Here is a 26,967-nt window from a genome sequence, read left to right as displayed (position 1 = left end):
AATGTAGGCAACATAAATTTGAGATATATTGAAATACAACAAAATGCAATCAACAGTGTTTTTATAACTACTGTTGGTTGTATATATTTTATGAGTGCTCATTATATAAATCTTTATATACATACTTATATGGTAATATTTAGCTAAGGAGGATTTAATAATTTGAGTGATTTTGATAGTTTAATTCCAGGTTGGTTTAAAGTCATTATTGAGACCGGAAACGATTTGATTTGGTCGCAATATTTAATCGGTTTATTAATTACTGTGGGTATTTATTTCACAATCGGTTCGAAATTCGTCCAATTACGTTGGATTCCAGAAATGTTTCGTGCTATTGGTGAAAAACCGGAAACATTAGAAAATGGTAAGAAGGGTATTTCGCCATTCCAAGCTTTCGCAATTAGTGCAGGTTCACGTGTAGGAACAGGAAACATCGCTGGTGTTGCTACAGCTATCGTACTTGGTGGTCCAGGTGCAGTGTTTTGGATGTGGTTAATCGCATTTATCGGAGCGGCAAGTGCTTTTATCGAGGCGACTTTAGCGCAAGTTTATAAAGTTCCAGATAAAGATGGTGGCTATCGTGGTGGTCCAGCTTATTACATAACTAAAGGTTTAAATCAAAGATGGTTAGGTATCGTCTTTGCAATATTAATTACGGTAACTTTTGCTTTCGTATTTAATACAGTTCAATCTAATACCATTGCTGAGTCTTTAAATACGCAATATAATGTGAGTCCAGTGATTACTGGTTTAGTGTTAGCAGTATTTACAGCTGTCATTATTTTTGGTGGTGTACGTAGTATTGCTAGAATTTCTTCAGTAATCGTTCCAGTTATGGCTATTATATACATTGCTTTAGTATTGGTTATCTTAATAATGAATTATGATCAAATCATACCAATGTTAATGACAATTATTAAAAGTGCTTTTGGTGCACAACAAGTTACTGGTGGTGCCGTTGGTGCAGCTATTTTACAAGGTGTGAAACGTGGCTTGTTCTCAAACGAAGCTGGTATGGGTTCTGCACCTAATGCTGCCGCAACTGCAGCTGCGCCTCACCCTGTAAAACAAGGTCTTATTCAATCATTAGGTGTATTCTTCGATACAATGCTCGTATGTACATCTACTGCAATCATGATCTTATTATACAGTGGTTTGAAATTCGGAGATAATGCGCCTCAAGGCGTTCAAGTTACTCAATCTGCACTGAATGAACATTTAGGTAGTGCTGGTGGTATTTTCTTAACTATAGCGATTACGCTATTTGCTTATTCATCAGTTATCGGGAACTATTACTATGGTCAATCCAACATCGAATTTTTATCTAAAAATAAAATTGTTTTATTTATTTTTAGATGTTTAGTCGTTGTATTAGTATTTGTCGGCGCTGTTGTTAAAACACAAACAGTTTGGAACACTGCCGACCTGTTTATGGGACTTATGGCTATCGTCAACTTGATTTCGATAGTTGGTTTATCTAACATTGCACTTGCTGTAATGAGAGATTATCAAGCTCAACGTAAAGCAGGTAAGAAACCAGTATTCAAACCAGAACAATTGGAAATCAATTTATTTGGTATTGAGAGCTGGGGCATGAACAAAAACGATAAATCATTATATTAATATTTATGAACTACAAGATAGTATAAGTTACTATCTTGTAGTTTTTTCTTTTTATTCGTTCATTCACTCAAAATTAAACTTTTCTTTTAAAGCCTTACCATATATAATCTTATTGATATAAAAGAAAGGTGGAAAGCATGGACCGTTACCTTATAAAAAAGACTTTAAACAACAATGTTATTATTTGCAGCATCGAAGACCAAGAAGTAATTTTAATCGGTAAAGGTATAGGCTTTAATAAAAAGCCGGGGATGTATGTTAAACAACCTCAATCTATTGAAAAAGTATATAAACTAGTTCAACAATCACATCTGAGTCATTATAAGGCGCTTGTCTCAATGACTGATGATTATACTTTGCAGGCTATTATTGAAGCAGTAAATATAATTACAAATTCAAAATTGATTATTGATGATGAAAAATTAGTAGTTAGTTTAACGGATCATATTATTTTTGCATATAAACGTATTCAGCAACAACAATATATTACTAATCCCTTTGTCTCAGAAATAAAGCATTTGTACAATGCTGCGTATATTATCGCCGAAAGAGTGATAGAAAGACTTAATGAGTCACTAAACGTAAACTTTCCTGAGGACGATATTGGTTTTATAGCTTTACATATAGCTTCGAATACGGAAATGTTATCATTAAGAGAAATGACGCTGATTAATGAATTAATAAATAAGGCGACATTTATTATTGAACATGACTTACAATCTGATATAGATAGACAGTCAATAAAATATCAACGTTTTATTAGACACATTCATTTTCTAATCAGACGTATTCAACTTAATGAGCGAGAGCGTTGCTCTCATATTGTCGATGAATTACTGAAATCTCATTATTCACTTTGTTATAACATTGCTTTAAAAGTAATGAAGATGTTGCAGCAAGAGTTGGATAATAAAATTTATGAGAGTGAGATTGTATTTTTGACATTACATATTTACCATTTGATGAATCACAATAATTCATCATAGTCATGGTTATACAAAGTATTATTTTATACTTTTAGGTTAAACTGAAACTTTAGTATTGCTATTAATGCAAAATATGTTTAGTATTTCTTTCATGTGATATTATTTATAATAGTATTTAAAGGGTATAACAATATTTATATTAAATATTTTAAAGTCGTATACAAACGATATTAATACAAGTAAGGTATGGTGAATTTTATGTCGAATGAAGAAAAAGTTAATAATGAAAGTAAGTCCAAAAATAAAATGAACTTAAACTTTACTGAAACACGCTTTATGAAGTTTTTAGGCGGTAAAGATTTGATTTTTGGCTTATGTATGTTGATTTTAATTGGTATCGTTATATTTATATTTGATCAAGTATCATATATATTTAAGCCATTTATTATCGTATTTAATACTATTGTAGCTCCAATTATTGTTTCTTTAATTTTGTTCTATTTATTTAATCCTATCGTTAATTTGATGGAACGCTACAATATTTCTCGTGTATGGGGCGTGTCAATTTTATTTTTAGTTATTATAGGTATCATCACGTTAGTAGTGAATTTACTTATACCTTTAATTGGCGTCCAGGTAAAAAGTTTTGGTCACAATTTCCCACATTACGTGAGCAAAGTAAATCAATTTTTTGATAGTGTAACGCAATATTCTATCGTGGCGGATTATCACAACCAGATTCAAAGCCATTTAACATCACTATCTAAAAAAATTCCAAATATGATTTCGGATTATACAAACGGTTTTAGTTCAAAAATCAAAAACTTTGCAGAAACTTTAGTAAACGTTGGTGTCGTAATTGTAACAACACCTTTCGTGTTATTCTTTATGTTAAAAGATGGGCATCGTTTTAAAGAATTTTCAACTAATATTATACCGCCAAAATTTAGAAAAGATTATCATGATTTATTAGAAAAAATGAGCGTACAAGTTGGTTCATATATTCAAGGTCAAATTATCGTTTCAATTTGTATCGGTATCTTATTATTTATTGGTTATTCTATTATCGGTTTAGATTACAGTTTAGTACTTGCGAGTATTGCAGCTGTAACGAGCGTAGTGCCGTATCTAGGGCCAACGATTGCTATTTCGCCAGCGATTATCATTGCACTAATAACATCGCCTATAATGCTCTTAAAGCTTATTATCGTATGGACAGCTGTGCAATTTATTGAAGGACACTTTATTTCACCTAACATTATGGGTAAAACATTAAAAATCCATCCATTAACAATTATCTTTATATTATTAAGTGCAGGTAACTTGTTAGGTGTTGTTGGTGTTATTTTAGGTATTCCAGCATATGCCATATTAAAAGTACTCGTTTCACATATTTACTTCTTGTTCAAACGTCGCTATAACAAATACTATAGTGATGATGCGGGTGAATACGAATTTAAAGATGATGAAAAAGAATTTATTCGTTAGTTAAATTGAATTAAAAAATGCTACTTTCATTTATAGTTTTTGAAAGTAGCATTTCTTTTTGTCATATAATTGTTTGCCGTTTTATTTTTAGTAGTATAGATTTGATTCATAAATTTCAATTGAAAGGAATACGTGCGTATAACAGTTTTGTTAGAATACCGTTTTATATACACACAACTAAGATTTTATGCTATATTTTTTATAAATTATAAGAATGACTGAGGGCTGAAGAATAAATTATGACTAAAGAACTAAGAAGTAAAATCTTTACGATACTTAAAGTAATATTCGCTATAGTATTACTTACTATCGTCGTTTTTAATTTGCATAAAGAACTCGCAAATATTAATTTCAAACAAACATTTATTGCATTTGGTAAAATTGATCGATTTTGGTTAGTGCTACTATTTTTAAGTGGTGGGGCATCCATGATTATTTTATCTATCTATGATGTTATTTTAAATAAATCACTTAAAACATCGATGTCAATTTGGAAAACCATACGTATCGGATATATTATTAATGCCTTTAATGCCGTGATAGGCTTTGGTGGTTTTATTGGCGCAACTGTAAGATACTTGGTGTACAAAAATTATACAAATGAGAAAAAATATTTAGTTCAAACGATCTCTGTTGTATTAATATCTATGTTAACAGGTTTAAGTTTGTTATCTATATTTGTTGTCGTTCATATTTTCAATGTTCAACACTTATTTGATTCATTCCCTTGGGTTAAATGGGCGCTTTATGTTGTAGCGTTATTTTTACCAATATTTATTATATTTACGATAGCGAAACCTGTCCAAGCAAAACAGAAATTTTTAGGCTTATACTGTACTTTAGTATCTAGCTGTGAATGGTTTGCTGCCGCTTTAGTTTTATACTTAGCACTTATTATTGTAAATGTGCACGTACCATTTAATGTTTTTATGGGCGTCTTTATTATTGCTGCAATATCAGGATTAGTAAGTTTTATACCGGGTGGTTTTGGTGCATTTGATTTAGTTATTATTTTAGGCTTGAAATCTTTAAATGTTGGAGAAGAAAAGATTGTCTTAGCGTTGTTGTTATATCGTTTCGTTTATTATTTCTTCCCATTACTTATTGCGTTAATTTTATCTATCTTTGAATTTAAAACGACGGCAAGACGTTACTTTGAAGATTCTAAGATTTTTGTACCTATGCAAGACTTTGGTTCTTTATTTAAATCATATCAAAAGGACTTTTTATCACGTATTCCATCATTCGCGATAGCGATCTTGCTATTCTTTACAAGTATCGTATTCTTTTTAAATAATATTACTATTATTTATGATGGTTTATATGCTTCTAATCATTATGTATATTATATTATTGTCTCTGTGCATACATGCGCTTGTTTATTACTATTTTTAAATGTTATAGGTGTTTATAGTTTATCTAAGCGAGCAATTTTATTTTCACTTATTTCATTATTGTTAATCGCCTTAGTAACGATATATACGTATGCATCATTTTTCTTACTAACATGGTTAGCAGTTATGTTTATACTGCTTGTCGTTTTCTATAAGCGTTCTAAAATATTAAAAAGAAACTTCAGTTATGTGAAATTATTTTATATGTTTTTAATTAGTGGCTGTGTACTTTTCATTAATCATATTGTGATTTACCAAACACTTCATACGTTGGACGTTTATAAATTAGAAGTGGATACTTCAATTTTACGATATTATTTCTGGATAACTGTGTTAGTTATTGCAATTATCGTGGGTAGTATAGTCTGGTATTTTGAAAGTAAAATTAAACTTAAAGAAAATTATCAAGCTTTGTCAGTATGTGAAAGTATTGTTGAAACATACGGTGGTAACTATTTAAGCCATTTGATGTATAGTGGCGATAAACAATTTTTCGTCGATGATAGTCAACAAGCGTTTTTAATGTATCGTACGATTAATAATGCATATGTTATTTTAGGTGACCCAATTGGAGACGAGAAAACGTTTAATAGTCTGCTTATCGATTTTTACAGTAATGCGCATTATATCGGCTATGATATTATTTTCTATCAAGTTTCAGAAAAGTATTTATCGTTATATCATAATTTTGGTAATCAATTTTTCAAATTAGGCGAAGAAGCACTGATTGACTTAGAAACATTTACGACAGCTGGAAAAAAACGACGTGGTTTACGTGCTACATTGAATAAGTTAAGTGATATGGGCATGACTTTTGAGGTATTGACGCCACCGTTTAATAGCACATTATTAAATGCTTTAAAGCAAATTAGTGATAATTGGTTAGAAGGGCGTCAAGAGATGCATTTTTCGGTAGGTTCATTTACTGAAGATTATTTAAATCAAGCGCCTATCGGTATTATTAGAGATGAATCACAACAACCCATAGCATTTTGTAGTGTCATGCCAACTTATTATAATGAGACGATTTCGGTAGATTTAATTCGTTGGGATCCAGAGATAGAATTACCTCTTATGGATGCATTATATTTACACATGTTGTTATGGTCCAAAGAACAAGGGTATAAACGTTTTAATATGGGAATGGCCACATTATCTAATGTAGGACAAGTACCATTCTCATACACTGGCGAACGTATTGCTGGTCGTGTATTCGAACATTTTAATGGTTTGTATCGTTTCCAAGGTTTACGTCGTTATAAGGAAAAGTTCAAACCGGAATGGGAAGCAAGATTTTTAGTTTATCGTAAGCATCGTTCGCTGTGGTTAAGCATGTTAAAAGTTATGCGTGTGATTCGTAAAAAACCGAAAATGTAAACTAATATTTTAAACGGCAGAGAAACTTGTGTAACTTTAAACACGCTTAAGTTAATAAACATAATTATAAAAGAGACTAGGCTTATTGTGGCCTAGTCTCTTTTATAATTACTTACGTCATAATGCTTGTACAATTAACGTTATGAATACCAGTAATAAATTTAATTATAATAAACTAACTATATGAAAGTTGTCTAACCGTTTGACTGGTTGACACACACTAATATAGCAGTTATAGAAAGCGTTTTCAATACTGGTATTAAAGTGCTTTAAATATATTGTGACATTTTATCATTTAATGATAATTTATATATTTTTTGGTAACAACCGAATTTTATACGACAAAAATAAGGTAACCCTATTTAAATGTTGGTTACCTTATCGATGATTTAATTATTGTATTTTTGACGTTGTTCTTGTTCTTCTGCATATCGTTCTGGGTTTTTCTTATAGAAGTCTTGATGATAGTCTTCAGCCTCATAAAACGGAGTCGCAGGCAAAATTTTAGTGGCAATAGCTTTGTCTTTATCTATTGTATTTTTCATTTTCTCTATATATGCTTCAGCTTGTTGTTGTTGATGATCATTTGTATAAAAAATTGCTGTTTGATATTGAGCGCCTCTGTCTTGAAATTGACCGCCATCATCAGTGGGATCAATCACTGAGAAAAAGATTTCTAATAATTTATTATAAGAAAATAGCGCGACATCATATTCTATTTCTATTGCTTCATAATGGCCAGTATTACCAGTTTTTACTTGCTCGTAAGTTGGATTTTCAACATGACCACCCATGTACCCTGAAGTTACTTTTTCTATCCCTTCAAATGTATCAAAAGGTTTGACCATGCACCAAAAGCAACCCCCGGCGAAATACGCCTTATTTATATTCATGTTTAACATCCTTTCGTATTGGCCCTAAGTCTGATTTATTTACAAAGTACTTGATTTTTACACAAAATTTATATAACTTTAATATATGTTAATTATAGTACATAGATTTGTAATTTTGAAGATATAAGGTTGATAATATATGAGCGAAGATAAGCATAAGACAGAGATAAACAATGAAGAAACATCGCACACGCCTCCACCAAGGCGTACAAAAAAGAAAAAGAAAGTTAGAAAATTACCTTTTATTATTTTAATTATTATAATTGCATTTGCCATTGTAATTGGTTATGCAGTTCATGGTTATAATTCAGGTATTCAATATGCCAAAAATCAAGGTAAAACTTTGAAACAGCACAAATTTAATGGTGCGGCTAAAAATGATGGGAAGATTACAATCATGGTACTGGGAGCAGATAAAGCACAAGGTGGTATTTCTAGAACTGACTCCATTATGATTGCGCAATATGATTACATTCATAAAAAGATGAAAATGATGTCGGTTATGCGTGATATATATGCGGATATTCCTGGTCATGGTAAGCATAAGATTAATTCAGCTTATTCAATTGGTGGTCCAGAGTTATTAAGACAAACATTGAAAAAGAATTTAGACATTGATCCTGAATATTATGCGATTTTAGACTTTACTGGATTTGAAAAAATGATAGATGAGTTAGAACCTAACGGCGTTCCAATAGATGTCGAGAAAGATATGTCGGCTAACATCGGTGTATCATTGAAAAAAGGTGAACATAAATTAAATGGTAAAGAATTACTTGGCTACGCACGTTTCAGACACGATGCTGAAGGAGACTTTGGTCGTGTACGACGTCAGCAACAAGTTATGCAAACCTTGAAGAAACAATTAGTTAGTCCTAGCACTTTCCCTAAATTACCGAAAGTGGCAGGCATCTTAAGAGGTTATTTAAATACAAATATGCCAGATTCAGCATTAATTCAAACTGGTTTAAATTTTGGTTTACGTGGCGATAAAGATGTAAAATCTAAAACGTTACCTATTCAAAATACGTATCAAGATTACCAATCTCCATCAGATGGTAGTGCTTTACAAATAGATAAAGCAGCGAATAAAAAAGCAGCTAAAGCGTTTTTAGATAACTAACAAAAACCCGAGTTACAGTTTTATGTACTGTAACTCGGTTTTTTTATTTGTATGTAATAACAGTTGTTAAATATTATTGATCTGATTTTCTAACGCCAGCAACACCATAGTGTGCAGCATTCATTTCTTCAATCACAACATGGATTGCATTTTTGTCTGCGCCTGTTGTTTTTTCTACAGCATGAGTTACTTCTGATACTAAATCTTTAAGTTGTTCATCTGAACGACCTTCTAATAATTTTACGTTGATAATTGGCATATAAAAGCCTCCTTTTTATGAGTTGAACAAAGTATAGCACGAATTAGTTTAGAACTTAATCCAAAAAAGAAGAGATGAATATTAGATAGAGCTAGCCCATGGTTACACATAAGATTTTATAGCGATTATTAAAACTAACTTATATCTTGTTGGTAAATTTCCATTTGATTTATGAGAAGAAATATTTTATAATTTAACCGAACACACGTTCTGTTTTTGTGGGAGGTTAGTTATATGTATGATTATAATTTGTTAGAAGAAAGAGACATTTTGTGTATTGACCAAAAGAGTTTTTTTGCGAGTGTATCATGCTTGCAAAAGGGATTGGATCCACTGCAAACTAAATTAGCAGTCGTCGCAGATACGAAGCGACAGGGGTCGGTTGTTTTAGCAGCGACACCTGAATTAAAGGCGTTAGGTATTAAAACAGGGTCAAGATTATTTGAAATCCCGCATCGCAATGATATTTATATTATTAACCCAAGTATGCGCAAGTATTTAGAAGTATCAGTAAAAATATCACAAATTGCATTACGTTATGTGCCGCCAGAAGATTTGCATCAATATAGTATTGATGAGTTTTTTATGGATGTCACAGATAGTTATCACAGATTTAGTTCGACCATACGTTCGTTTTGCGAAAGGATACAAAAAGAAATAAAAGAAGAAACAGGGATTGATTGTACAATTGGCATAGGTTCGAACGTTTTATTGAGTAAGGTAGTAATGGATGTTGAGGCCAAACATACCGAAGATAAGATAGCGGAATGGCGTTATCAAGATATTCCTCACAAATTATGGCCGATACAACCATTAAGTAAATTTTGGGGGATAAATAGACGTACGGAAAAGAAATTAAATAAAAGAGGTATTTTTACGATTGGAGATTTAGCCAATTACCCTTATCAATATTTAAAAAGAGATTTAGGCATTGTGGGTGTTGATTTACATTTACATGCGAACGGTATTGACCATAGTAAAATTAGAGATAAATATACAGCTAGTAATCCATCAATTTGTAAGAGCCAAATTTTGATGCGCGATTATAAATATGATGAAACGAAAGTAGTCATGAAGGAACTGATAGAAGACGTAGCAAGTCGTGTGAGGGCGCGTAATCAATTAGCACGCACGATTCATTTTTCTTTTGGTTATAGTGATGAAGGTGGCGTAAACAAACAATATACATTAGGAACACCAACCAATTTAGAAAATGATATTATCGCCGTGGTTGAAAAATTTGCAGATGCGTTATGTGATCAATCAGCATTGTACCGCACATTAAGTATTTCGCTCACAAATTTTGTAGATGAGCACAATAGACAGTTAGATTTATTTATTGATGAATATGAACGTAGAAGGACTGAAAAATTAGCCAAAACAATCGATAATTTGCATAGTAAGTACGGTAAAGGCATTGTTTCAAGGGCAGTATCATATACGGATGCAGGAACAAAGCATGGTCGTCTAGGTCTCATGGCTGGACATAAGATGTAATAACAGCAAATGTTGGGAGATTAGCCCCTAGATATAAAAAGTTTTTACAGTTTAGTAAATTGCTGACGAAATTTATGTGGTGTGAGATGAAAATACTGTTTGAATTTTTTTATAAACTGAGAAGGTGTTTTATAACCAACAGTGAGTGCAATAGTCGTTAAATCCAACATCTGATCGGCTAATAATTTTTTAGCTTCAGTAGTTCGTACGAGATGTAAATAATCTATAATGGTCATTCCTTCTAGTTCTTTAAATACTCTAGATAGGTGATAAATAGAGCCATGACAATGATTGGCAAGCTCATCCAACGTGATTGGTTGTTGATAATGGCGCGTGATGTAGTTTTTAATTTGTATACACCATTCTTCTTTATCCGTAAAACGACCTGTCGGATTGCATTTTTTACAAGGTCTATATCCAGCTGTTATAGCATCATGATAATCGTTATATAAAGTTACATTTTCTTTTGCGGGTAGTTTAGCAGAACACGATGGTTTGCAGAAAATCATCGTAGATTTAACGGCATAAATAAATTGATCGTCGGCATGGCTATTATTATTTTTTATATCGTTCCATCTCGACTGTGTAAGATTAAGTTTACTCAATATGATCACCTCGCAAAAATTGTAACATAAAATAATAGCCTAATCTTGCTCTTTAATTACTAAAACCGTTGATATTAATGAGTTTTATCAACAATAATGTTAATATTTAGTAATTACAAAGTTGGGAGGGAGCCATGTGCAAAAATTTTATGCTACGACAATATGGTTTAATGATGTGTTTTTAAAAGTTTATGCAACAGAGCGTGGGTTAAGTTTTATAAGTACGACAGATAGTGATAAAACACTAAGCCAATTAATTCCTGAAACAGTGACTATCGAAGAAAATGAAGCGTATTTAACAACTTACTTACAAGAACTACGGCAATATTTTAATGGCACAAGACAAGCATTTGAGTTCGCGATAGATATGGATTATCAGTACACTGAGTTTCAACGACAAGTATGGGCGCAATTATTAAAAATTCCTTATGGTGAAACTAGAACATATAGCGAAGTTGCAACAGCTATAGGCAAACCAAAGGCAATTAGAGCCGTTGCTACAGCAATTGCTAAAAATCCATTGCTAATCGTTATACCGTGCCACCGCGTTATAGGTAAAGATGGGCAGTTACGAGGCTATAGAGGTGGAGAGCGTATGAAAGAGAGATTGCTAGCAATTGAAAAAGGTCAAAAGTAAAAAAAGAGGCTGGGGTATCCAAAGGAGACCTCAGCCTTGTCTAGTAATGTAATCATTTAAAGTAACTTGGTTATGCGATATAAGTTTCGAAATCACTCAACGCTTCAGCGCCTTGCTTTCTATCTTCAGGACTTTTAAAACTTACACGTAATGCCCCATAAATATCTTCACGTACTTCTAATATTCTTATGTTGCTTATAGAAATATTATGTAAACTTAAGATACTTGTAACTTGACTGATCATACCCGGTTTATCCGGAATATCAACATACAAATCATACTCGATAGATAGTGCACCTTGTGATTTAAGGGGTAATTCATCTCTGTATAATTTAGCATCATTGAAAAAATTATATAATGTTTCAGGATTATCTTCTTCGATCAAATCAATGATGTTAGACATTTGGTTTTTCCATTCTTTTAATAATTTAAGAATGGTTGCCTTATTTTCTATGGTAATATCACGCCACATAATCGGATTACTACTAGCGATTCTCGTAATATCACGGAAACCGCCAGCTGCTAAAGTTTTGACTAACGCAGAATCGGAAATGTGATTAGCATTTAAATGAACTAATGCAGATGCAATAATGTGTGGCACGTGACTGACAATGCCAGTAACAAAATCATGTTCTTCAGCATTGGTAGAAATAAATTTAGCATCTGTTGTCGATAATAATTGTTGAATTGTTGTTGCCGCTTCGTCGTTTTCCGCTTCATTGTGTACTAAAATGTAAAAAGCATTTTCAAATAGATGCTTTTTAGCATTTAACACACCAGATTTATGACTACCAGCCATTGGATGGCCACTAATTAAATGAATATGATGTTCTAGTAAATATGTTTCATATTGTTGAATCGTTGATTTCGTACTACCCGTGTCAGTTACAATGACGCCGTGCTTAGTATTAAAATCTGGTAATTCTTGCAAATATTTAATTGTTTGTTGAACAGGCGTAGCATAAATAATGATGTCAGCTTGTTCCACGCTAGCTTGATAATCAGTTGCTTGATGGTCAATAATACCAATAGACAATGCTTTATCTAATTGAGACGGATCTGCATCAAAAGCTGTGATTTCAATATCGTCATGATAGTAACGTAAATTGCTAGCTAAGCTACCACCAATAAGGCCTAGGCCTACAAAAAGTATGTGTTTCATAATGTCGAAGCACCTCTGTCTAAGTTTTCAGAATAATAATAGTGTATAGTAGCAGCATTGAATATGCAATATGTATCAATTTAAACGATAAAAAGTTAAAATAAAAATATAACATAAGGGGGTAAGTGACATGGCAAATTCAATTTTTGAAACAATATCACAGTTAACACAAATTAACAGTCCTTCGGGGAATGCGCAGGCAGCCATTGATTATGTTGCTTCACATGCACAAAAATTAGGTTATCAAACTGAAATTACAAACAAAGGTGCGTTAATCATCACTGTAGACGGTAGTGATGAACAACAGCAACGTTGTATTACCGCACATGTCGATACGTTGGGTGCTATGGTAAAAGAAATTAAAGAAGATGGTAGATTAGCATTAAGTTTAATAGGCGGATTTTATTTTAATGCTATCGAAGGCGAATATTGTGAAATAGAAACGAGTAACGGCCAAATATATACGGGTACTATTTGTTTACATGAAACGAGTGTGCACGTCTATAGAAATAACAACGAAATTCCAAGAGATGCCGAACATATGGAAGTACGATTGGATGAAAAGGTCAATAATCAAGCAGAAACAGAAGATTTAGGCATAGCAGTGGGGGATTTCGTAAGCTTTGATCCACGCACGGTTGTAACACAATCAGGTTATATTAAATCTCGTCATTTAGACGACAAAGCAAGTGTAGCTATGATAATGGAATTGTTAGAGAAGCTGAAAAAAGACAATACTACATTACCGCATACGACACAGTTTTATATTTCCAACAATGAAGAAATAGGTTATGGTGCCAATGCATCAATTGATGACGAAATCGTTGAATACATCGCTTTTGACATGGGGGCATTAGGAGACGGTCAAACTTCAGATGAATATACAGTATCAATTTGTGCTAAAGATAGTTCGGGGCCATATCATAAAGCCTTACGTGAACACTTAGTTAATTTATGTAAAATAAATAATATTCCTTACAAAATTGATATATATCCATATTATAATTCAGATGCTTCTGCAGCGTTAAAAGCTGGTGCGAATATTAGACATGGCCTATTTGGTGCAGGTATTGAGTCATCGCACGCCATGGAACGCACACATATAGAATCATTAGAAGCGACAGCTCAATTATTGTATGCCTATTGCTTATCACCAATTAAAGAATAATGAAATTTTATTTGACAAATAAAAATAATCGAGTTATTATGCTAGTTAATTACTTTTAAAGCAAAACATTTAGAAGATTGTAGTAGCACATAAACTTGTAGTACAAAGAAAGCTAATGGTTGATGGAAATTAGCACAACTTATGTGACGAATTGGGCTTTTAAATACAATTTTATGATTTAAAGTGAACAATTATTGTTAACTAAGGTGGCACCACGGTAACGCGTCCTTACAGAAATGCGTTTATTGTGGTGTCTTTTTTATATTGATAAATAAAAATTGAAAATTAGCAAACAAAATGGAGTAGATTATATTGTGTAGCTTGCAGAAAGTTAGTGGTTGATGAAAACTAACACGCATATAATTCGAAATTGGGTTTTGTTGAAGTAAAGTTTAATATTGATGATGAGAGAGTTTGATATTTAAATAATCAAACTAATACAGGTGGCACCGCGCGTCAGCGTCCTTACGAAAGTAAAGGATGTTGACGTTTTTTTATTAGGAGGGAAAAGTAATGCAAATTAAATTTAAAAAGTTAAATGCTGAAGTGACACCAGAAGCATTTGCTCGTTTGAGAGATAAAAAAATCATCTTAGAAAGTGCAGATCAGTCACAACTTAAAGGACGTTATTCATTTGTTATTTTTGATACTTATGGTTCATTAACGTTAGATAATGACACACTAAACATTCAGACTAAAGATAATACAATAGTGGAAAATGAACAACCATATGCAAAAATGAAAGACTATATAGATCAATATAAAGCAGACGTTGAAGATGAAGAGTTACAAAATATTCCATTTATTTCTGGCTTTGTGGGTTCTTGTAGCTTTGACTTAGTAAGACATGAATTTCCAATCTTGCAACAAATAGCATTACAAGATCACAAACAACACGATGCTCATTTTTACATGGTAGAAGATGTTTACATTTTTGATCATTATAAAGAATATTTATATGTAGTGGCGTCCAATTTATTTTCTAACCGTAGCGTAGCAGAAATGGAAGAAAACATTAATCATAGAATTGCTGAATTAAAAGAATTATCAATTTATCCTGAAACAATAAATTATGAACAACATGATAAAACAATTGAAACTAACATGACTGAACAATCTTTTAAGAATACGGTTACTTATTTAAAAACATTAATTCAACAAGGTGATATGTTCCAAGTCGTGCCTTCGATTATTTATAGTTACAAACACCATTTTGATCATCAATTACAAACTTTAGCCTATCAAATGTATCAAAAATTAAAACGCCAAAATCCAAGTCCCTATATGTATTTTATTAATATGGAAGAACCAATCATAGTAGGGAGTTCCCCAGAAAGCTTTGTTAAAGTGCAAGAAGATACAGTGATTACAAATCCTATAGCTGGGACGATTAAACGAGGCGCAACGAAGGAAGAAGATATTGAAAATGAACAGTCGTTAATAAAGGATGAAAAAGAATTAAGTGAACATAGTATGTTAGTCGATTTAGGTAGAAATGACATACACCGAGTGAGTTTAGCAGGTACATCACAAGTTAGAAAATTAATGGCTATCGAACGCTATGAGCATGTTATGCACATTGTTAGTGAAGTAACAGGTAAATTAAAAGCTAACTATTCACCGATGTCTGTCGTTGCAAGTTTATTACCAACCGGTACAGTATCTGGAGCCCCTAAGTTAAGAGCAATACAAAGAATATACGAAGTACAACCAGCAAAGAGAGGCGTATATAGTGGCGGTATTGGTTACATTAACTGCAATCACGATTTAGATTTTGCATTAGCCATTAGAACGATGATGATTGATGATACGTACGTAAATGTTCAAGCAGGTTGCGGAGTCGTTTATGATTCAATACCAGAAAAGGAACTAGCTGAAACGAAACTAAAAGCCAAAAGTTTATTGGAGGTGTCACCATGATTTTAGTTGTTGATAATTATGATTCTTTTACTTATAACTTAGTTGACATTATAGCGAAACAAAATGAGGTCATCGTGAAATACCCAGATGATGACGATATTTATAACCTAGATGTAACAGCAGTTATTATTTCACCAGGGCCAGGGCATCCACTAGATAATAACCATTTATTAAATATTATAGAACATTATAAAGATAAGCCTATTTTAGGCGTTTGTTTAGGAGCACAAGCATTAACGTGTTATTACGGTGGCAAGGTTATACAAGGCGATGAAATAAAACATGGTAAAGTTGATAGCATGAGAATTATTAAAAACACTCATTTATACGCTGGAGTGTCAGAATATTCTAACATTATGCGTTATCATTCATTAGTAAGTGATCCACAAACTTTACCAGACGACTTAATGATTACTGGTGAAACACCAGACTGTATACAGTCATTTGAACACCGTGTCAATAAACATTATGGCATCCAATATCATCCCGAATCATTTGCTTCGGAATTTGGTGAACACATTATTAACAATTTCTTAACTATAGCAGGGGAGGTCAACCAAGATGGAACTATTAACAAAACTACAACAGCAACACCCGCTAAATCAAACTGAAATGACCAATTTTATTCAATTACTTATAGATGATGATACTGCTGATGAGAAAAAATTAGATATGTTACAACGTTTTTCAGCTAGAGAATTTACGCAAAGTGAGCTCACTTTTATCTCAAGAAGTTTAATCAACAGTATGTATGTTGAACAACCAAGATATGAAGGAAGTATTTGTGTTTGTGGCACGGGCGGAGATCGTTCAAATAGTTTTAATATATCTACTACGGTTTCTTTTATCGTCGCAAGTGCAGGCGTGCCAGTCATTAAACACGGAAATAAAAGTGTAACATCTTCATCAGGCAGCACTGACTTGTTAAATGCAATGAATATTAAAACACAGAAAGTGGAAGAAACGGCAGCGTATATTGATGCTAAAGGATTGGCATTCTTAAGTGCAACGGAAACTTATCCGATTATGAAAAATATTCAACCTATTAGAAAAATGATTGCGACGCCGACAATTTTTAATATCACAGGGCCGTTAATTAATCCATTTAAATTAGATTATCAAGTTATGGGTGTTTATGACGCTACAAGACTTGATAAGATTGCACAAACTATCGCGGATTTAGGAAGAAAAAGAGCGATTGTCTTACATGGCGCAAACGGTATGGATGAAGCAACATTATCCGGAGATAATGTGATTTATGAAATATCAGAAGGCATAATTAAAAATTACACACTAAACGCACAAGATTTAGGTTTTGACTTTGCTTCAAACGAACAATTAGTCGGTGGCTCAGCAGAAGAGAATTTAACAATTACTTTAGATATACTAAGTGGCAAGGAACAATCAGCTAAAAGAGATGTCGTAATACTTAACGCTGGAATTGCACTGTATGTGTCTGAACAAGTTGAAACGATTCAAGCAGGCGTTGATAAAGCAAGAGAGTTAATTATTAATGGTACAGCATTAGAACAATATAAAAAAATGGGAGGTCAATTATATGACTATTCTAGATGAGATTGTAGCGTATAAAAGAGAACTATTAGCGAATGGATATTATGAAAAGAAATTAAAAGAACTGAAAGAGGTAGACGTATCTTCAAAACCAACCTTTAAAGAAAGCATGGATAACTCAGATGAATTAGTCGTAATTGCTGAAATAAAATCTAAAAGCCCGTCATTACCAGAACTACCAGCTAAAGATTTAGAACAACAAGTAAGGGATTATGAAGCAAATGGTGCAAATGCCGTATCTATTTTAACGGATGAAAAATACTTTGGAGGTAGTTATGAAAGATTACAAAGTTTAACTACACAAACCGAACTCCCTGTGTTATGTAAAGATTTCGTCGTGGATCCGATTCAAATCGACGTAGCAAAAAAAGCAGGTGCATCTATAATTTTATTAATCGTTAATGTCTTAACAGATGAACAATTACGCGTACTTTATGATTATGCGAAATCTTTAAATTTAGAAGCATTGGTCGAAGTACATGATAAAGAAGAATTAACACGTGCTTATCAATTAGACCCTGAAATTATTGGCATCAACAATCGTGATTTAAAACGTTTTGTAACAGATGTACAACATACGAACGAGATTTTAAAAGCACGTAAAGACGGTTATTATTACATTTCTGAAAGTGGCATTCATACAGTAGAAGATGTTGAATCCGTAGTCGATGCTAAAATCGACGGTTTACTTATTGGCGAATCGTTAATGAAAAGTGATAATCTTAGCGAATTTTTACCAAGTTTAAAATTGAAAAAGGCTAAAGCATGAAATTAAAATTTTGTGGTTTTCAAACGTTAAAGGATGTAAGACGAGCTGAAAACTTAAACTGTGATGCGCTAGGTTTTATTCATTACGACAAAAGTAAACGTTTTGTTACTGTTGAAGAAATTCGCCACTTAACACAAAATATTCCGGATGATAAAGAAACTGTAGTTATTGTAGTTAATCCAGCAATTGAACAAATTAATGACTTAGTAGCTAAAACCTCAATCACTACAATTCAATTACATGGTATGGAATCGTTAGATTTAATAAAGAAAATACGTACTTTACATCCACGATTAAAAATTATTAAAGCTTTACCAGCACAAGATGAAAAGGTGTTATTAGAACAATTAGCGTTATATAACGATTATATAGACTTATTTATTATAGATACGCCATCAGAACATTATGGTGGCACAGGTAAGCATTTCAATTGGGAAAAACTACGTAATATTAACGGTTATAACTTTTTAATAGCTGGCGGAATAAATTATGACAATATTGATAAGATTAACAAATTAAAGTTAAATCATAGCGGTTATGATATAGCTAGCGGTATAGAGACAAATGGCGGCAAAGATTTAACAAAAATGCAAGATATTATTGAGTTAGTAAAAGAGAGGGATAACGATGACTAAAAATATACAAACAGAAGTAGATGAATTTGGCTTTTTCGGTGAATACGGTGGCCAGTATGTTCCAGAAACATTAATGCCAGCAATTATTGAATTAAAACAAGCTTATAAAGAGGCGAAAGAAGATCCAGCATTCCAACAAGAACTTGACTACTATTTAAAAGACTATGTGGGTAGAGAGACGCCATTAACTTATGCAGATGCGTATACTAAAGCATTAGGTGGCGCTAAGATTTATTTAAAACGTGAAGATTTGAACCATACTGGCGCGCATAAAATCAATAATGCCCTCGGACAAGCGTTGCTTGCTAAACGTATGGGCAAGAAAAAATTAGTTGCAGAAACTGGAGCGGGTCAACATGGTGTAGCAAGTGCTACAGTAGCAGCATTGTTTGATATGGAATTAGTTGTATTTATGGGTAAAGAAGATATTCAAAGACAATCATTAAATGTTTTCCGCATGGAGTTACTAGGTGCCAAAGTTGAGTCAGTAGAAGAAGGGCAAGGCACATTGTCTGATGCAGTTAATAAAGCATTACAATATTGGGTCAGTCATGTCGACGACACACATTATCTTTTAGGTTCTGCATTAGGACCAGATCCATTTCCAACGATGGTAAGAGATTTTCAAAGCGTCATAGGAAATGAGATTAAAGAACAAATAACTGCTGCTGAAGGACGTTTGCCAAATGCGATTGTCGCATGCGTAGGCGGTGGTTCGAACGCTATCGGAACATTTTATCCATTTATAAAAGATGATGTTAAGTTATTTGGGGTTGAAGCAGCTGGTGAAGGTGAAGATACTGATAAACACGCCTTAGCAATAAATAAAGGGTCATCAGGTGTATTGCATGGTACGAAAATGTATCTTATCCAAGATGACAATGGTCAAGTGCAATTAGCACATTCCATTTCTGCCGGATTAGATTATCCTGGTGTTGGACCGGAACATTCATATTACCAAGACATAGGTAGAGTTCAATATCCGACTGCTAGTGATAAAGAAGCGATGGATGCGTTAGTTAAATTTACTAAATTAGAAGGTATAATTCCTGCAATTGAAAGTGCGCATGCGCTAAGTTACGTCGAAAAACTTGCACCACAAATGGCTAAAGACGAAATTATTGTCGTTACAGTATCGGGTCGTGGCGATAAAGATATGGAAACGATAAGAAAGTATATGCAAGAGAGAGGTGAAGCTTAATGTCAAAATTATTTATACCTTATGTAATGGGGAACAAGAATTTTATTCAAAATGTTAAAACATTAAGCGAAGCAGGCGCAGATATAATAGAAATAGGTATACCGTTTTCCGACCCGGTGGCAGATGGTCCCGTTATTATGGAAGCTGGAAATAAGGCGATACAAGAAGGCATGAACATTCAAATTATATTGGATGAGTTAACAAAACACCAACAACAAATAAAGAGTGACTACGTATTAATGACTTATTATAATATTATTAATCATTATGGTGAGGATGCATTTTTTGAGGCGTGTGAACGTGCAGGTGTTTATGGTTTAATTATTCCAGATTTACCTTATGAACTAGTTGAACAAATTAAAGCCAGACATCAAGGTAGTTCGATTAAAGTAATTTCTTTAGTAGCGATGACTACAGCTGATGAAAGGATTAATAAAATTGCAGCAACTGCCGAAGGTTTTATTTATACAGTCACGATGAATGCGACAACGGGAGAAAATGGAAAGTTCCATCCTCAATTAAAAGAAAAAATTCAACGTCTTAAAGATATCGCAAACGTACCTGTCGTAGCTGGGTTTGGTATAAGAACGCCAGACCATGTTTCAGATATTGCTGAAGTTGCTGATGGCGTAGTTATAGGAAGTGAAATTGTAAGACGTTTTGAAAATGACAGTCTCGATCATACTGTTAACTACTTACACAGTATACGTAATACATTAGATCAATAAGCATAACATTTTATTTATAACACTATACGCTGTAGAATTAAGAACCATAAAATAGATGTCAATTATAGAGGTGACTTAATTTGAGTAAAAAAGCGTTATTTATACTAACAAGTAGAAGCAGTTATGATGATGGTTCACAAACTGGTCTTTGGTTAGAAGAGGCTAGCGTACCATATGAAGTGCTAACTGAAGCAGGCATTGATGTAGATTTAGTATCAATCGAAGGCGGTTCTGTACCAATAGATGACAACTCTACTCAAAACGATGAATTAAATAAGTATGCGAGTTTTGTTGAAAAAATTAAAGATGTACCAAGTATTGAAGATATAAAAGTTGAAGATTACGACGCAGTTTATTTACCGGGCGGTCATGGTACGGTATTTGACTTTGGTCATAATCAAGCATTAGCATCATTAATCGCTGATTTTAAAGACCAAAACAAATTTATTTCTTCTGTATGTCATGGCCCAAGCGCATTTGTAGGTGCGAAAGATAATAATGGTAACTTCTTAGTAAATGGTGTTACATTGACTTCATTTACAGACGAAGAAGAAAGAGCAATGGGTCTTGAAGAAAAAGTGCCATTCTTAACTCAAACTGAACTTGAAAAACAAGGCGCGAAATTTATTACTAAAGATAACTTCGTGTCTCACGTGGAAGAGGATGGCTTATTTATCACAGGTCAAAATCCTCAATCAAGTGAAGCTTTAGGCGAAGCACTTAGAGATGCATTACAAAAATAATTAATTTTTAAGAGTTGGATTTTTGAATCCAGCTCTTTTTGTTTGTTAAGCTTGTATTAATGGTATAATACAAATAGTCAATGAATATTACATATATAAAGTAAAAACTTAGAAATAGTTCTGCGAAAATCCGTGGAATTAATTTTGTTTTATTTATTAATATTGTATAATAAACAAGATTTAAAAGAATCACTTGATGAATTAATGATGAATTAGGAGTAAACAAATATGAAATTTACCAATTTAACGTCAACTGAGTTTGGCGCATTTGCAGATAAGATGAATAATAGCCACTTTACACAAATGGTGGGTAATTACGAACTTAAAATCGCTGAAGGTACAGAAACACATTTAGTTGGTGTTAAAAACAATGATAACGAAGTAATAGCTGCTTGTTTATTAACAGCAGTACCTGTAATGAAATTTTTCAAATATTTCTATTCTAACCGTGGGCCGGTAATAGATTTTGATAACAAAGAATTAGTACATTATTTCTTTAACGAACTAGATAAATACTTAAAGAAAAATAACGCACTATACTTTAGAGTAGATCCTTACTTACCATACCAATATTTGAATCATGACGGTGAATTTATCGAAAATGCAGGTAATGATTGGATTTTCGATAAATTTAAACAATTGGGTTACAAACATCAAGGATTTAGGACTGGCTTTGATCCAGTAATTCAAATACGTTTCCATTCAGTATTGGACTTAAAAAATAAGAGTGCTCAAGATGTTTTAAATGACATGGATGGCTTGCGTAAACGTAATACTAAAAAAGTACAAAAAAATGGTGTTAAAGTAAGATTCCTAGGGGAAGATGAATTGCCTATTTTCCGTTCGTTTATGGAAGACACATCCGAGTCTAAAGATTTCTCTGATAGAGAGGATATATTCTATTACAATCGTTTGAGACATTATAAAGACCGTGTCTTAGTACCATTAGCATACATAGACTTTGACGATTATATTGCCGAACTTCAATCTGAAGGTAATGTGTTAGAAAAAGATTTAAATAAAGCACTTAAGGATATAGAAAAACGTCCAGATAATAAAAAATCTTACAATAAAAAAGAAAATTTAGAGCAACAATTACAAGCAAATGAACAAAAAATTGAAGAAGCAAAATCACTTCAAGCTAAACATGGTAATGAATTACCTATCTCTGCGGCGTTCTTTATTGTTAACCCATTTGAGGTTGTATACTATGCAGGTGGCACGGCTAATGAATTTAGACATTTCGCAGGAAGTTATGCGATTCAATGGAAGATGATAAACTATGCACTAGAACATGGTATTGATCGTTACAATTTCTATGGAATTAGCGGTAACTTTACTGAAGATGCTGAGGATGCCGGCGTAGTTAAATTTAAAAAAGGCTTTAATGCCGATGTTGTTGAATATGTAGGTGACTTTATTAAACCAATCAATAAACCTATGTATAAAATATACGCAATGCTAAAAAAATTAAAAGATAGAAACAAGTAAACACTAATTAGAAGGGAACTAAGCTAGTATGAAATTTACAGAGTTAACTGTTAAAGAATACGACAATTTTGTACAAAATCCATCTTTAGAGAGTCATTATTTCCAAGTGAAGGAAAGTATAGCTACTAGAGAAGAAGATGGGTTCCAAGTTGTCCTATTAGGCTTAAAAGATGATAATAACCAAGTTATAGCGGCTAGTCTTTTCTCAAAAATCCCTACTATGGGTAGTTATGTTTATTATTCAAATCGTGGACCAGTGATGGATTATAGCGATTTAGGCCTAGTAGATTACTATCTACGTGAATTGGATAATTATTTACAACATCATAACTGTTTATATGTCAAAATGGACCCTTATTGGATCTATCAAATTTATGATAAAGATATAAAACAACTATCAAATCAAATAAATAATGATGCATTAGTTAATTTATTTAAAGCACATGGCTATGAACATCATGGTTTCACTACTGAATACGATACTTCTAGTCAAGTACGTTGGATGGGAGTACTAAACTTAGATGGCGAAACACCAGCTTCATTGAAAAAGCAATTTGATAGTCAGAGAAAACGTAATATTAACAAAGCAATTAATAACGGTATAAAAGTAAGATTTCTTGATAGAGATGAATTCCACATTTTCCTAGAACTTTATAGAGAAACAGAAGAACGTACTGGTTTCGTATCGAAAACTGATGACTATTTCTATAATTTCATCGATAATTATGGCGATAAAGTACTTGTACCATTAGCATATATTGATTTAGATGAAAATATTAATAGCATTCAAGCTGCATTAACCGAAAAAGAAAACCGTCGTGACCAAATGATGGAAAAAGAACAAAAATCTGACAAGCAACTGAAAAAAATTGCTGAATTAGATAGACAAATTGAACATGATAAGAAAGAATTGCTACAAAATAGTGAGTTAAGACAAACTGATGGCGCTATTTTAAACTTAGCATCTGGCGTGTTCTTTGCAAATGCCTATGAAGTTAACTACTTCTCTGGTGGTTCATCTGAAAAATATAATCGTTTTATGGGACCATATATGATGCATTGGTTTATGATAAATTATTGCTTTGACCATGGTTACGACCGTTATAATTTCTATGGATTGTCTGGAGATTTCACTGAAAATAGTGAAGACTACGGTGTTTACAGATTTAAACGTGGCTTTAATGTACAAATAGAAGAATTAATTGGTGATTTTTACAAGCCAATTAAGAAGACGAAATATAAGTTATTTAATACTTTAAACAGCGTTCGTAAAAAATTAAATCGCTAAATAAAAAAACACTCACTACAAAAGTGAGTGTTTTTTAAATGGTTAAATATAAATATATTATGTAAACCTATAGTTTATTTAGTAATAAGAAAAGATATTAGCAAATAAGTACTATTAGTTAAAAAATCATAATTAAGAAGTTATCAAAATATTAAAGGTATTATTATGATATTTAACAATGTTTTAATTAGTCAGTATAAATTATGGTATGTATTACTAATTATGATATATCATTGCAATGCAATTGTTATAGAAAAATTAAGACGCTGAGATTTTGATTTCTGAGCATTTAAAATGCAAATCATGGATACTCATCCAGTTAATTAGCACATAACAATCATATATTATTAGTAACTAAACATCACAGCACATAAGTCTTAAACTAAGTAACTAATATGAATAAGTTTCATTTATTAGAACTGTATATGTAACTGTATATGTAACTGTATATATAACTGAGTTGGTATAAAGTTCATAATAAAGGTTTTGTTAATGATAGTTAAATCAACCGTATAGATTGCAGCATGATTATTATTTATATAATGACGACATGTCAGAGTTAATTAATTATTATAATTCGAATTTCATTTTAGTTTACATAATATATATTATAGGAAGTTGTATATAGAAGAGAAATACCAATAATATATCCCCTTATATATATATTTGTTACGTTCAGTTAACATAGTTTTAATTTTGCTTATTTGTCTGTATTAAGTTAAAGCTAAGCATCTAGTTATTGCCTAACTTTTATTACATATTTAACGATGACTTTCTAATTAACTAATGACCAACTCATTATAACTTTGTGCATTGTACTTATATTAGTTGGAGTTATTTAGTTAATAACTGTAAGTTTCATATTATTGCTTATGTATATGTTGTTATTAGCGAAAGTATTTGCTATAAAGCATATGTTTAAATATTGAATTAATTATCTTATTACTATAATTAAGCAAAATTATTTCAAATTACTAATTGATAAACGTTATCAATTAAAGTATACTTCTTTTAGAGGAGGCATACGATTTGAAAAATATAGGTTTTGTGATTTTTGCAATCACCGTAATGTTTGTTATCGCCGGCTGTGGCAGTAACTCACAATCAACAAAAGAACAGCAAACAAAGACTATAAGTATTAAAAATACATATGAATTTAAGGACAAGAATAAGGATCATAACAGTGGTACCAAGAAATCTGAAACGATTGATGTCCCTATCAATCCTAAACGAGTTGCTGTAATGGATTATGGTGCTTTAGATACGATGAAATCTTTACACTTAGAAGATCGTGTCGTTGCAATATCAAAAGGACAAAATAGTTCATTTTTACCAACAACTTTAAAAGAATTTAAAGATGCTAAGTACCTTAATTTAGGTAATCCTGGACGCCCTAATTATGATAATTTAGCAAAAGCAAAACCTGAAGTGATATTTGCTTCTTTTAGACAAGCACATACTGCTACTTTGGATGAAATGAAAAAGGCTGCTCCAAATGCCAAAATTATATTTGTAAGCCCCCACTATGATGATTATATTCAATCTGTTAAAGATTACGCGTTGATTATAGGCAAAATATTCAACAAAGAAAACACCATTAAAAAAATGAACGCTAAACTAGATAATAAATTAGCAGAAACTAAAAAAACCATTAATAATGATAAGGTGCTATTTTTAAATGTAGATGATAAATCTATCAAAGCATTTGGGTCTTCTGGTAGATTTGGTGGCTTTTTAAATAAGGCTTTAGGTATAAATCATGCTGATAAAAAAATGAAAGCTAATTCAAGCGGAGCTGTAATTTCTTATGAGTATTTAGTTCGAAAAAATCCAGATAAAATATTTGTAATAAATAGAGGGAAAAATGCTAAATCAAGTCAATTACCTGAACCATTAAACAATTCAGTTATTAAAGATGTTAAGGCAGTGAAAAATAACGAAATTACATTATTTGAAGCTAATAAATGGTTCTTTAACGAAGGTGGCGTACAAGCTACAATAGATCAAATGAATGATGTTGAAAAAGCATTTAAGTAAAAAAATAAAGCGTTACAGATTATTAGGTCTGTAACGCTTTATTTTATTTATTATTACGACGGGTATATTCGTCAACTTCTTCTTTAGGAATGCCCCCACGCTTTCTAATTTCTTTATTTAGTCGTTTATCTCGACGATTTCTACGCCAGTCACGAGTGAAGTACCACAGTAGAAAACTAACAATGAGACATACGATTGCAAGAAACGCTGCGTAGCCAAGTAATGGTTGATAATCAATACTTTCAAAATTTGGAATGAAAAAGGCAGCAATGCCTAATACTACAAATGTAATTATAGCTGGTGCAAACCATTTATTTAATACTAGATTACAAAATACAGTAAGTAATAATGCAGCCACTATAGTAATCCAAAGATAGTTCGGCATATCAAAAATGCTCATAAAATTGCTCCTTACATTAATGTTTTTTATT

The 26,967-nt window shown here is 32.2% G+C and carries 24 protein-coding genes; 19 read left to right on the top strand and 5 right to left on the bottom strand.

The annotated features are described in order from the left end of the window. Positions 1-162 precede the first annotated feature (162 nt). The 4 genes from alsT (at position 163) to mprF (ending at position 6,808) form a co-directional block, all read left to right on the top strand. Positions 163-1,623, top strand: a complete 1,461-nt coding sequence (alsT, locus tag ISP08_RS07350; RefSeq protein ID WP_048792757.1) for a glutamine transporter AlsT — start codon at positions 163-165, stop codon at positions 1,621-1,623. 137 nt (positions 1,624-1,760) lie between these two features. Continuing rightward, positions 1,761-2,609, top strand: a complete 849-nt coding sequence (locus tag ISP08_RS07345) for a PRD domain-containing protein (RefSeq protein ID WP_195718198.1) — start codon at positions 1,761-1,763, stop codon at positions 2,607-2,609. A 198-nt stretch (positions 2,610-2,807) separates the two neighbouring features. Continuing rightward, the gene (locus ISP08_RS07340; RefSeq protein WP_048793388.1) at positions 2,808-4,037 is read left to right on the top strand and encodes an AI-2E family transporter; all 1,230 of its coding nucleotides are present in this window, start codon (positions 2,808-2,810) and stop codon (positions 4,035-4,037) included. Positions 4,038-4,276: 239 nt separating this feature from the next. Beyond that, a complete protein-coding gene (gene mprF / locus ISP08_RS07335; RefSeq protein WP_195718197.1) occupies positions 4,277-6,808 on the top strand; it encodes a bifunctional lysylphosphatidylglycerol flippase/synthetase MprF in 2,532 nt (843 codons plus the stop codon). A 389-nt stretch (positions 6,809-7,197) separates the two neighbouring features. Here the strand turns inward: mprF and msrA are convergent, their stop codons facing one another. Then, positions 7,198-7,701 (bottom strand): peptide-methionine (S)-S-oxide reductase MsrA, encoded by a 504-nt coding sequence (gene msrA, locus ISP08_RS07330; protein WP_195718196.1) that lies wholly within the window; start codon positions 7,699-7,701, stop codon positions 7,198-7,200. 139 nt (positions 7,702-7,840) lie between these two features. Between msrA and ISP08_RS07325 the strand changes: the two genes are divergently transcribed. Next, a complete protein-coding gene (locus ISP08_RS07325; protein ID WP_195718195.1) occupies positions 7,841-8,824 on the top strand; it encodes an LCP family protein in 984 nt (327 codons plus the stop codon). Positions 8,825-8,897: 73 nt separating this feature from the next. Here the strand turns inward: ISP08_RS07325 and ISP08_RS07320 are convergent, their stop codons facing one another. Beyond that, complete coding sequence (locus ISP08_RS07320) at positions 8,898-9,083, bottom strand: 2-hydroxymuconate tautomerase (RefSeq protein WP_048793392.1); 186 nt, start codon at positions 9,081-9,083, stop codon at positions 8,898-8,900. Between the two features lie 234 nt (positions 9,084-9,317). Between ISP08_RS07320 and ISP08_RS07315 the strand changes: the two genes are divergently transcribed. Then, positions 9,318-10,580 (top strand): Y-family DNA polymerase, encoded by a 1,263-nt coding sequence (locus ISP08_RS07315; RefSeq protein ID WP_195718194.1) that lies wholly within the window; start codon positions 9,318-9,320, stop codon positions 10,578-10,580. Between the two features lie 44 nt (positions 10,581-10,624). Here the strand turns inward: ISP08_RS07315 and ISP08_RS07310 are convergent, their stop codons facing one another. Then, positions 10,625-11,194, bottom strand: coding sequence for an Ada metal-binding domain-containing protein (locus ISP08_RS07310; RefSeq protein ID WP_195718193.1), 570 nt, complete (start codon positions 11,192-11,194; stop codon positions 10,625-10,627). Positions 11,195-11,321: 127 nt separating this feature from the next. Here ISP08_RS07310 and ISP08_RS07305 point away from each other — a divergent pair, with 127 nt between their 5' ends. After that, positions 11,322-11,822 (top strand): methylated-DNA--[protein]-cysteine S-methyltransferase, encoded by a 501-nt coding sequence (locus ISP08_RS07305; RefSeq protein WP_244138696.1) that lies wholly within the window; start codon positions 11,322-11,324, stop codon positions 11,820-11,822. A 70-nt stretch (positions 11,823-11,892) separates the two neighbouring features. On the opposite strand, the gene ISP08_RS07300 is transcribed toward ISP08_RS07305, so the two are convergent. Further along, positions 11,893-12,984: a prephenate dehydrogenase gene (locus ISP08_RS07300; RefSeq protein ID WP_195718191.1), complete on the bottom strand. Its 1,092-nt coding sequence runs from the start codon at positions 12,982-12,984 to the stop codon at positions 11,893-11,895. Between the two features lie 130 nt (positions 12,985-13,114). Between ISP08_RS07300 and ISP08_RS07295 the strand changes: the two genes are divergently transcribed. From ISP08_RS07295 to ISP08_RS07240, 12 genes are all read left to right on the top strand, one after another. Next, entirely contained in the window at positions 13,115-14,152 is a 1,038-nt protein-coding gene (locus ISP08_RS07295) for a M42 family metallopeptidase (RefSeq protein ID WP_195718190.1), read from the top strand. 513 nt (positions 14,153-14,665) lie between these two features. Beyond that, positions 14,666-16,072 (top strand): anthranilate synthase component I, encoded by a 1,407-nt coding sequence (locus tag ISP08_RS07290; protein WP_195718189.1) that lies wholly within the window; start codon positions 14,666-14,668, stop codon positions 16,070-16,072. Continuing rightward, the gene (locus ISP08_RS07285; protein WP_048793399.1) at positions 16,069-16,683 is read left to right on the top strand and encodes an anthranilate synthase component II; all 615 of its coding nucleotides are present in this window, start codon (positions 16,069-16,071) and stop codon (positions 16,681-16,683) included. The genes ISP08_RS07290 and ISP08_RS07285 overlap by 4 nt, the downstream gene beginning before the upstream one ends. Continuing rightward, the gene (trpD, locus tag ISP08_RS07280) at positions 16,634-17,647 is read left to right on the top strand and encodes an anthranilate phosphoribosyltransferase (protein ID WP_195718188.1); all 1,014 of its coding nucleotides are present in this window, start codon (positions 16,634-16,636) and stop codon (positions 17,645-17,647) included. Before ISP08_RS07285 ends, trpD begins: the two co-directional genes overlap by 50 nt. Further along, positions 17,631-18,413 carry an indole-3-glycerol phosphate synthase TrpC gene (gene trpC / locus ISP08_RS07275; RefSeq protein ID WP_195718187.1) on the top strand — a complete coding sequence of 261 codons (783 nt, stop codon included), beginning with the start codon at positions 17,631-17,633 and terminating at the stop codon, positions 18,411-18,413. Before trpD ends, trpC begins: the two co-directional genes overlap by 17 nt. After that, positions 18,410-19,048: a phosphoribosylanthranilate isomerase gene (locus ISP08_RS07270; RefSeq protein ID WP_195718186.1), complete on the top strand. Its 639-nt coding sequence runs from the start codon at positions 18,410-18,412 to the stop codon at positions 19,046-19,048. The genes trpC and ISP08_RS07270 overlap by 4 nt, the downstream gene beginning before the upstream one ends. Then, entirely contained in the window at positions 19,041-20,249 is a 1,209-nt protein-coding gene (gene trpB, locus ISP08_RS07265) for a tryptophan synthase subunit beta (RefSeq protein WP_195718185.1), read from the top strand. Before ISP08_RS07270 ends, trpB begins: the two co-directional genes overlap by 8 nt. Then, a complete protein-coding gene (gene trpA, locus ISP08_RS07260; protein ID WP_195718184.1) occupies positions 20,249-20,977 on the top strand; it encodes a tryptophan synthase subunit alpha in 729 nt (242 codons plus the stop codon). The genes trpB and trpA overlap by 1 nt, the downstream gene beginning before the upstream one ends. 80 nt (positions 20,978-21,057) lie before the next feature. After that, on the top strand, positions 21,058-21,720 hold the full coding sequence (locus tag ISP08_RS07255; protein ID WP_048793405.1) for a type 1 glutamine amidotransferase domain-containing protein: 663 nt from the start codon (positions 21,058-21,060) through the stop codon (positions 21,718-21,720). A gap of 228 nt (positions 21,721-21,948) precedes the next feature. Further along, on the top strand, positions 21,949-23,211 hold the full coding sequence (locus ISP08_RS07250) for an aminoacyltransferase (RefSeq protein WP_195718183.1): 1,263 nt from the start codon (positions 21,949-21,951) through the stop codon (positions 23,209-23,211). A gap of 28 nt (positions 23,212-23,239) precedes the next feature. Beyond that, positions 23,240-24,499: an aminoacyltransferase gene (locus ISP08_RS07245; RefSeq protein WP_048793407.1), complete on the top strand. Its 1,260-nt coding sequence runs from the start codon at positions 23,240-23,242 to the stop codon at positions 24,497-24,499. A 1,029-nt stretch (positions 24,500-25,528) separates the two neighbouring features. After that, positions 25,529-26,536 (top strand): siderophore ABC transporter substrate-binding protein, encoded by a 1,008-nt coding sequence (locus ISP08_RS07240; protein WP_411847778.1) that lies wholly within the window; start codon positions 25,529-25,531, stop codon positions 26,534-26,536. Positions 26,537-26,579: 43 nt separating this feature from the next. Here the strand turns inward: ISP08_RS07240 and ISP08_RS07235 are convergent, their stop codons facing one another. After that, on the bottom strand, positions 26,580-26,936 hold the full coding sequence (locus ISP08_RS07235; RefSeq protein ID WP_195718182.1) for a hypothetical protein: 357 nt from the start codon (positions 26,934-26,936) through the stop codon (positions 26,580-26,582). Positions 26,937-26,967 lie beyond the last annotated feature (31 nt).

It is taken from the genome of Staphylococcus lloydii (genome assembly GCF_015775975.1).
Taxonomy (GTDB): domain Bacteria; phylum Bacillota; class Bacilli; order Staphylococcales; family Staphylococcaceae; genus Staphylococcus; species Staphylococcus lloydii.
The sequence above is the reverse complement of the archived record's forward strand: the minus strand, read 5'-3'. Positions and strand labels throughout refer to the sequence as shown.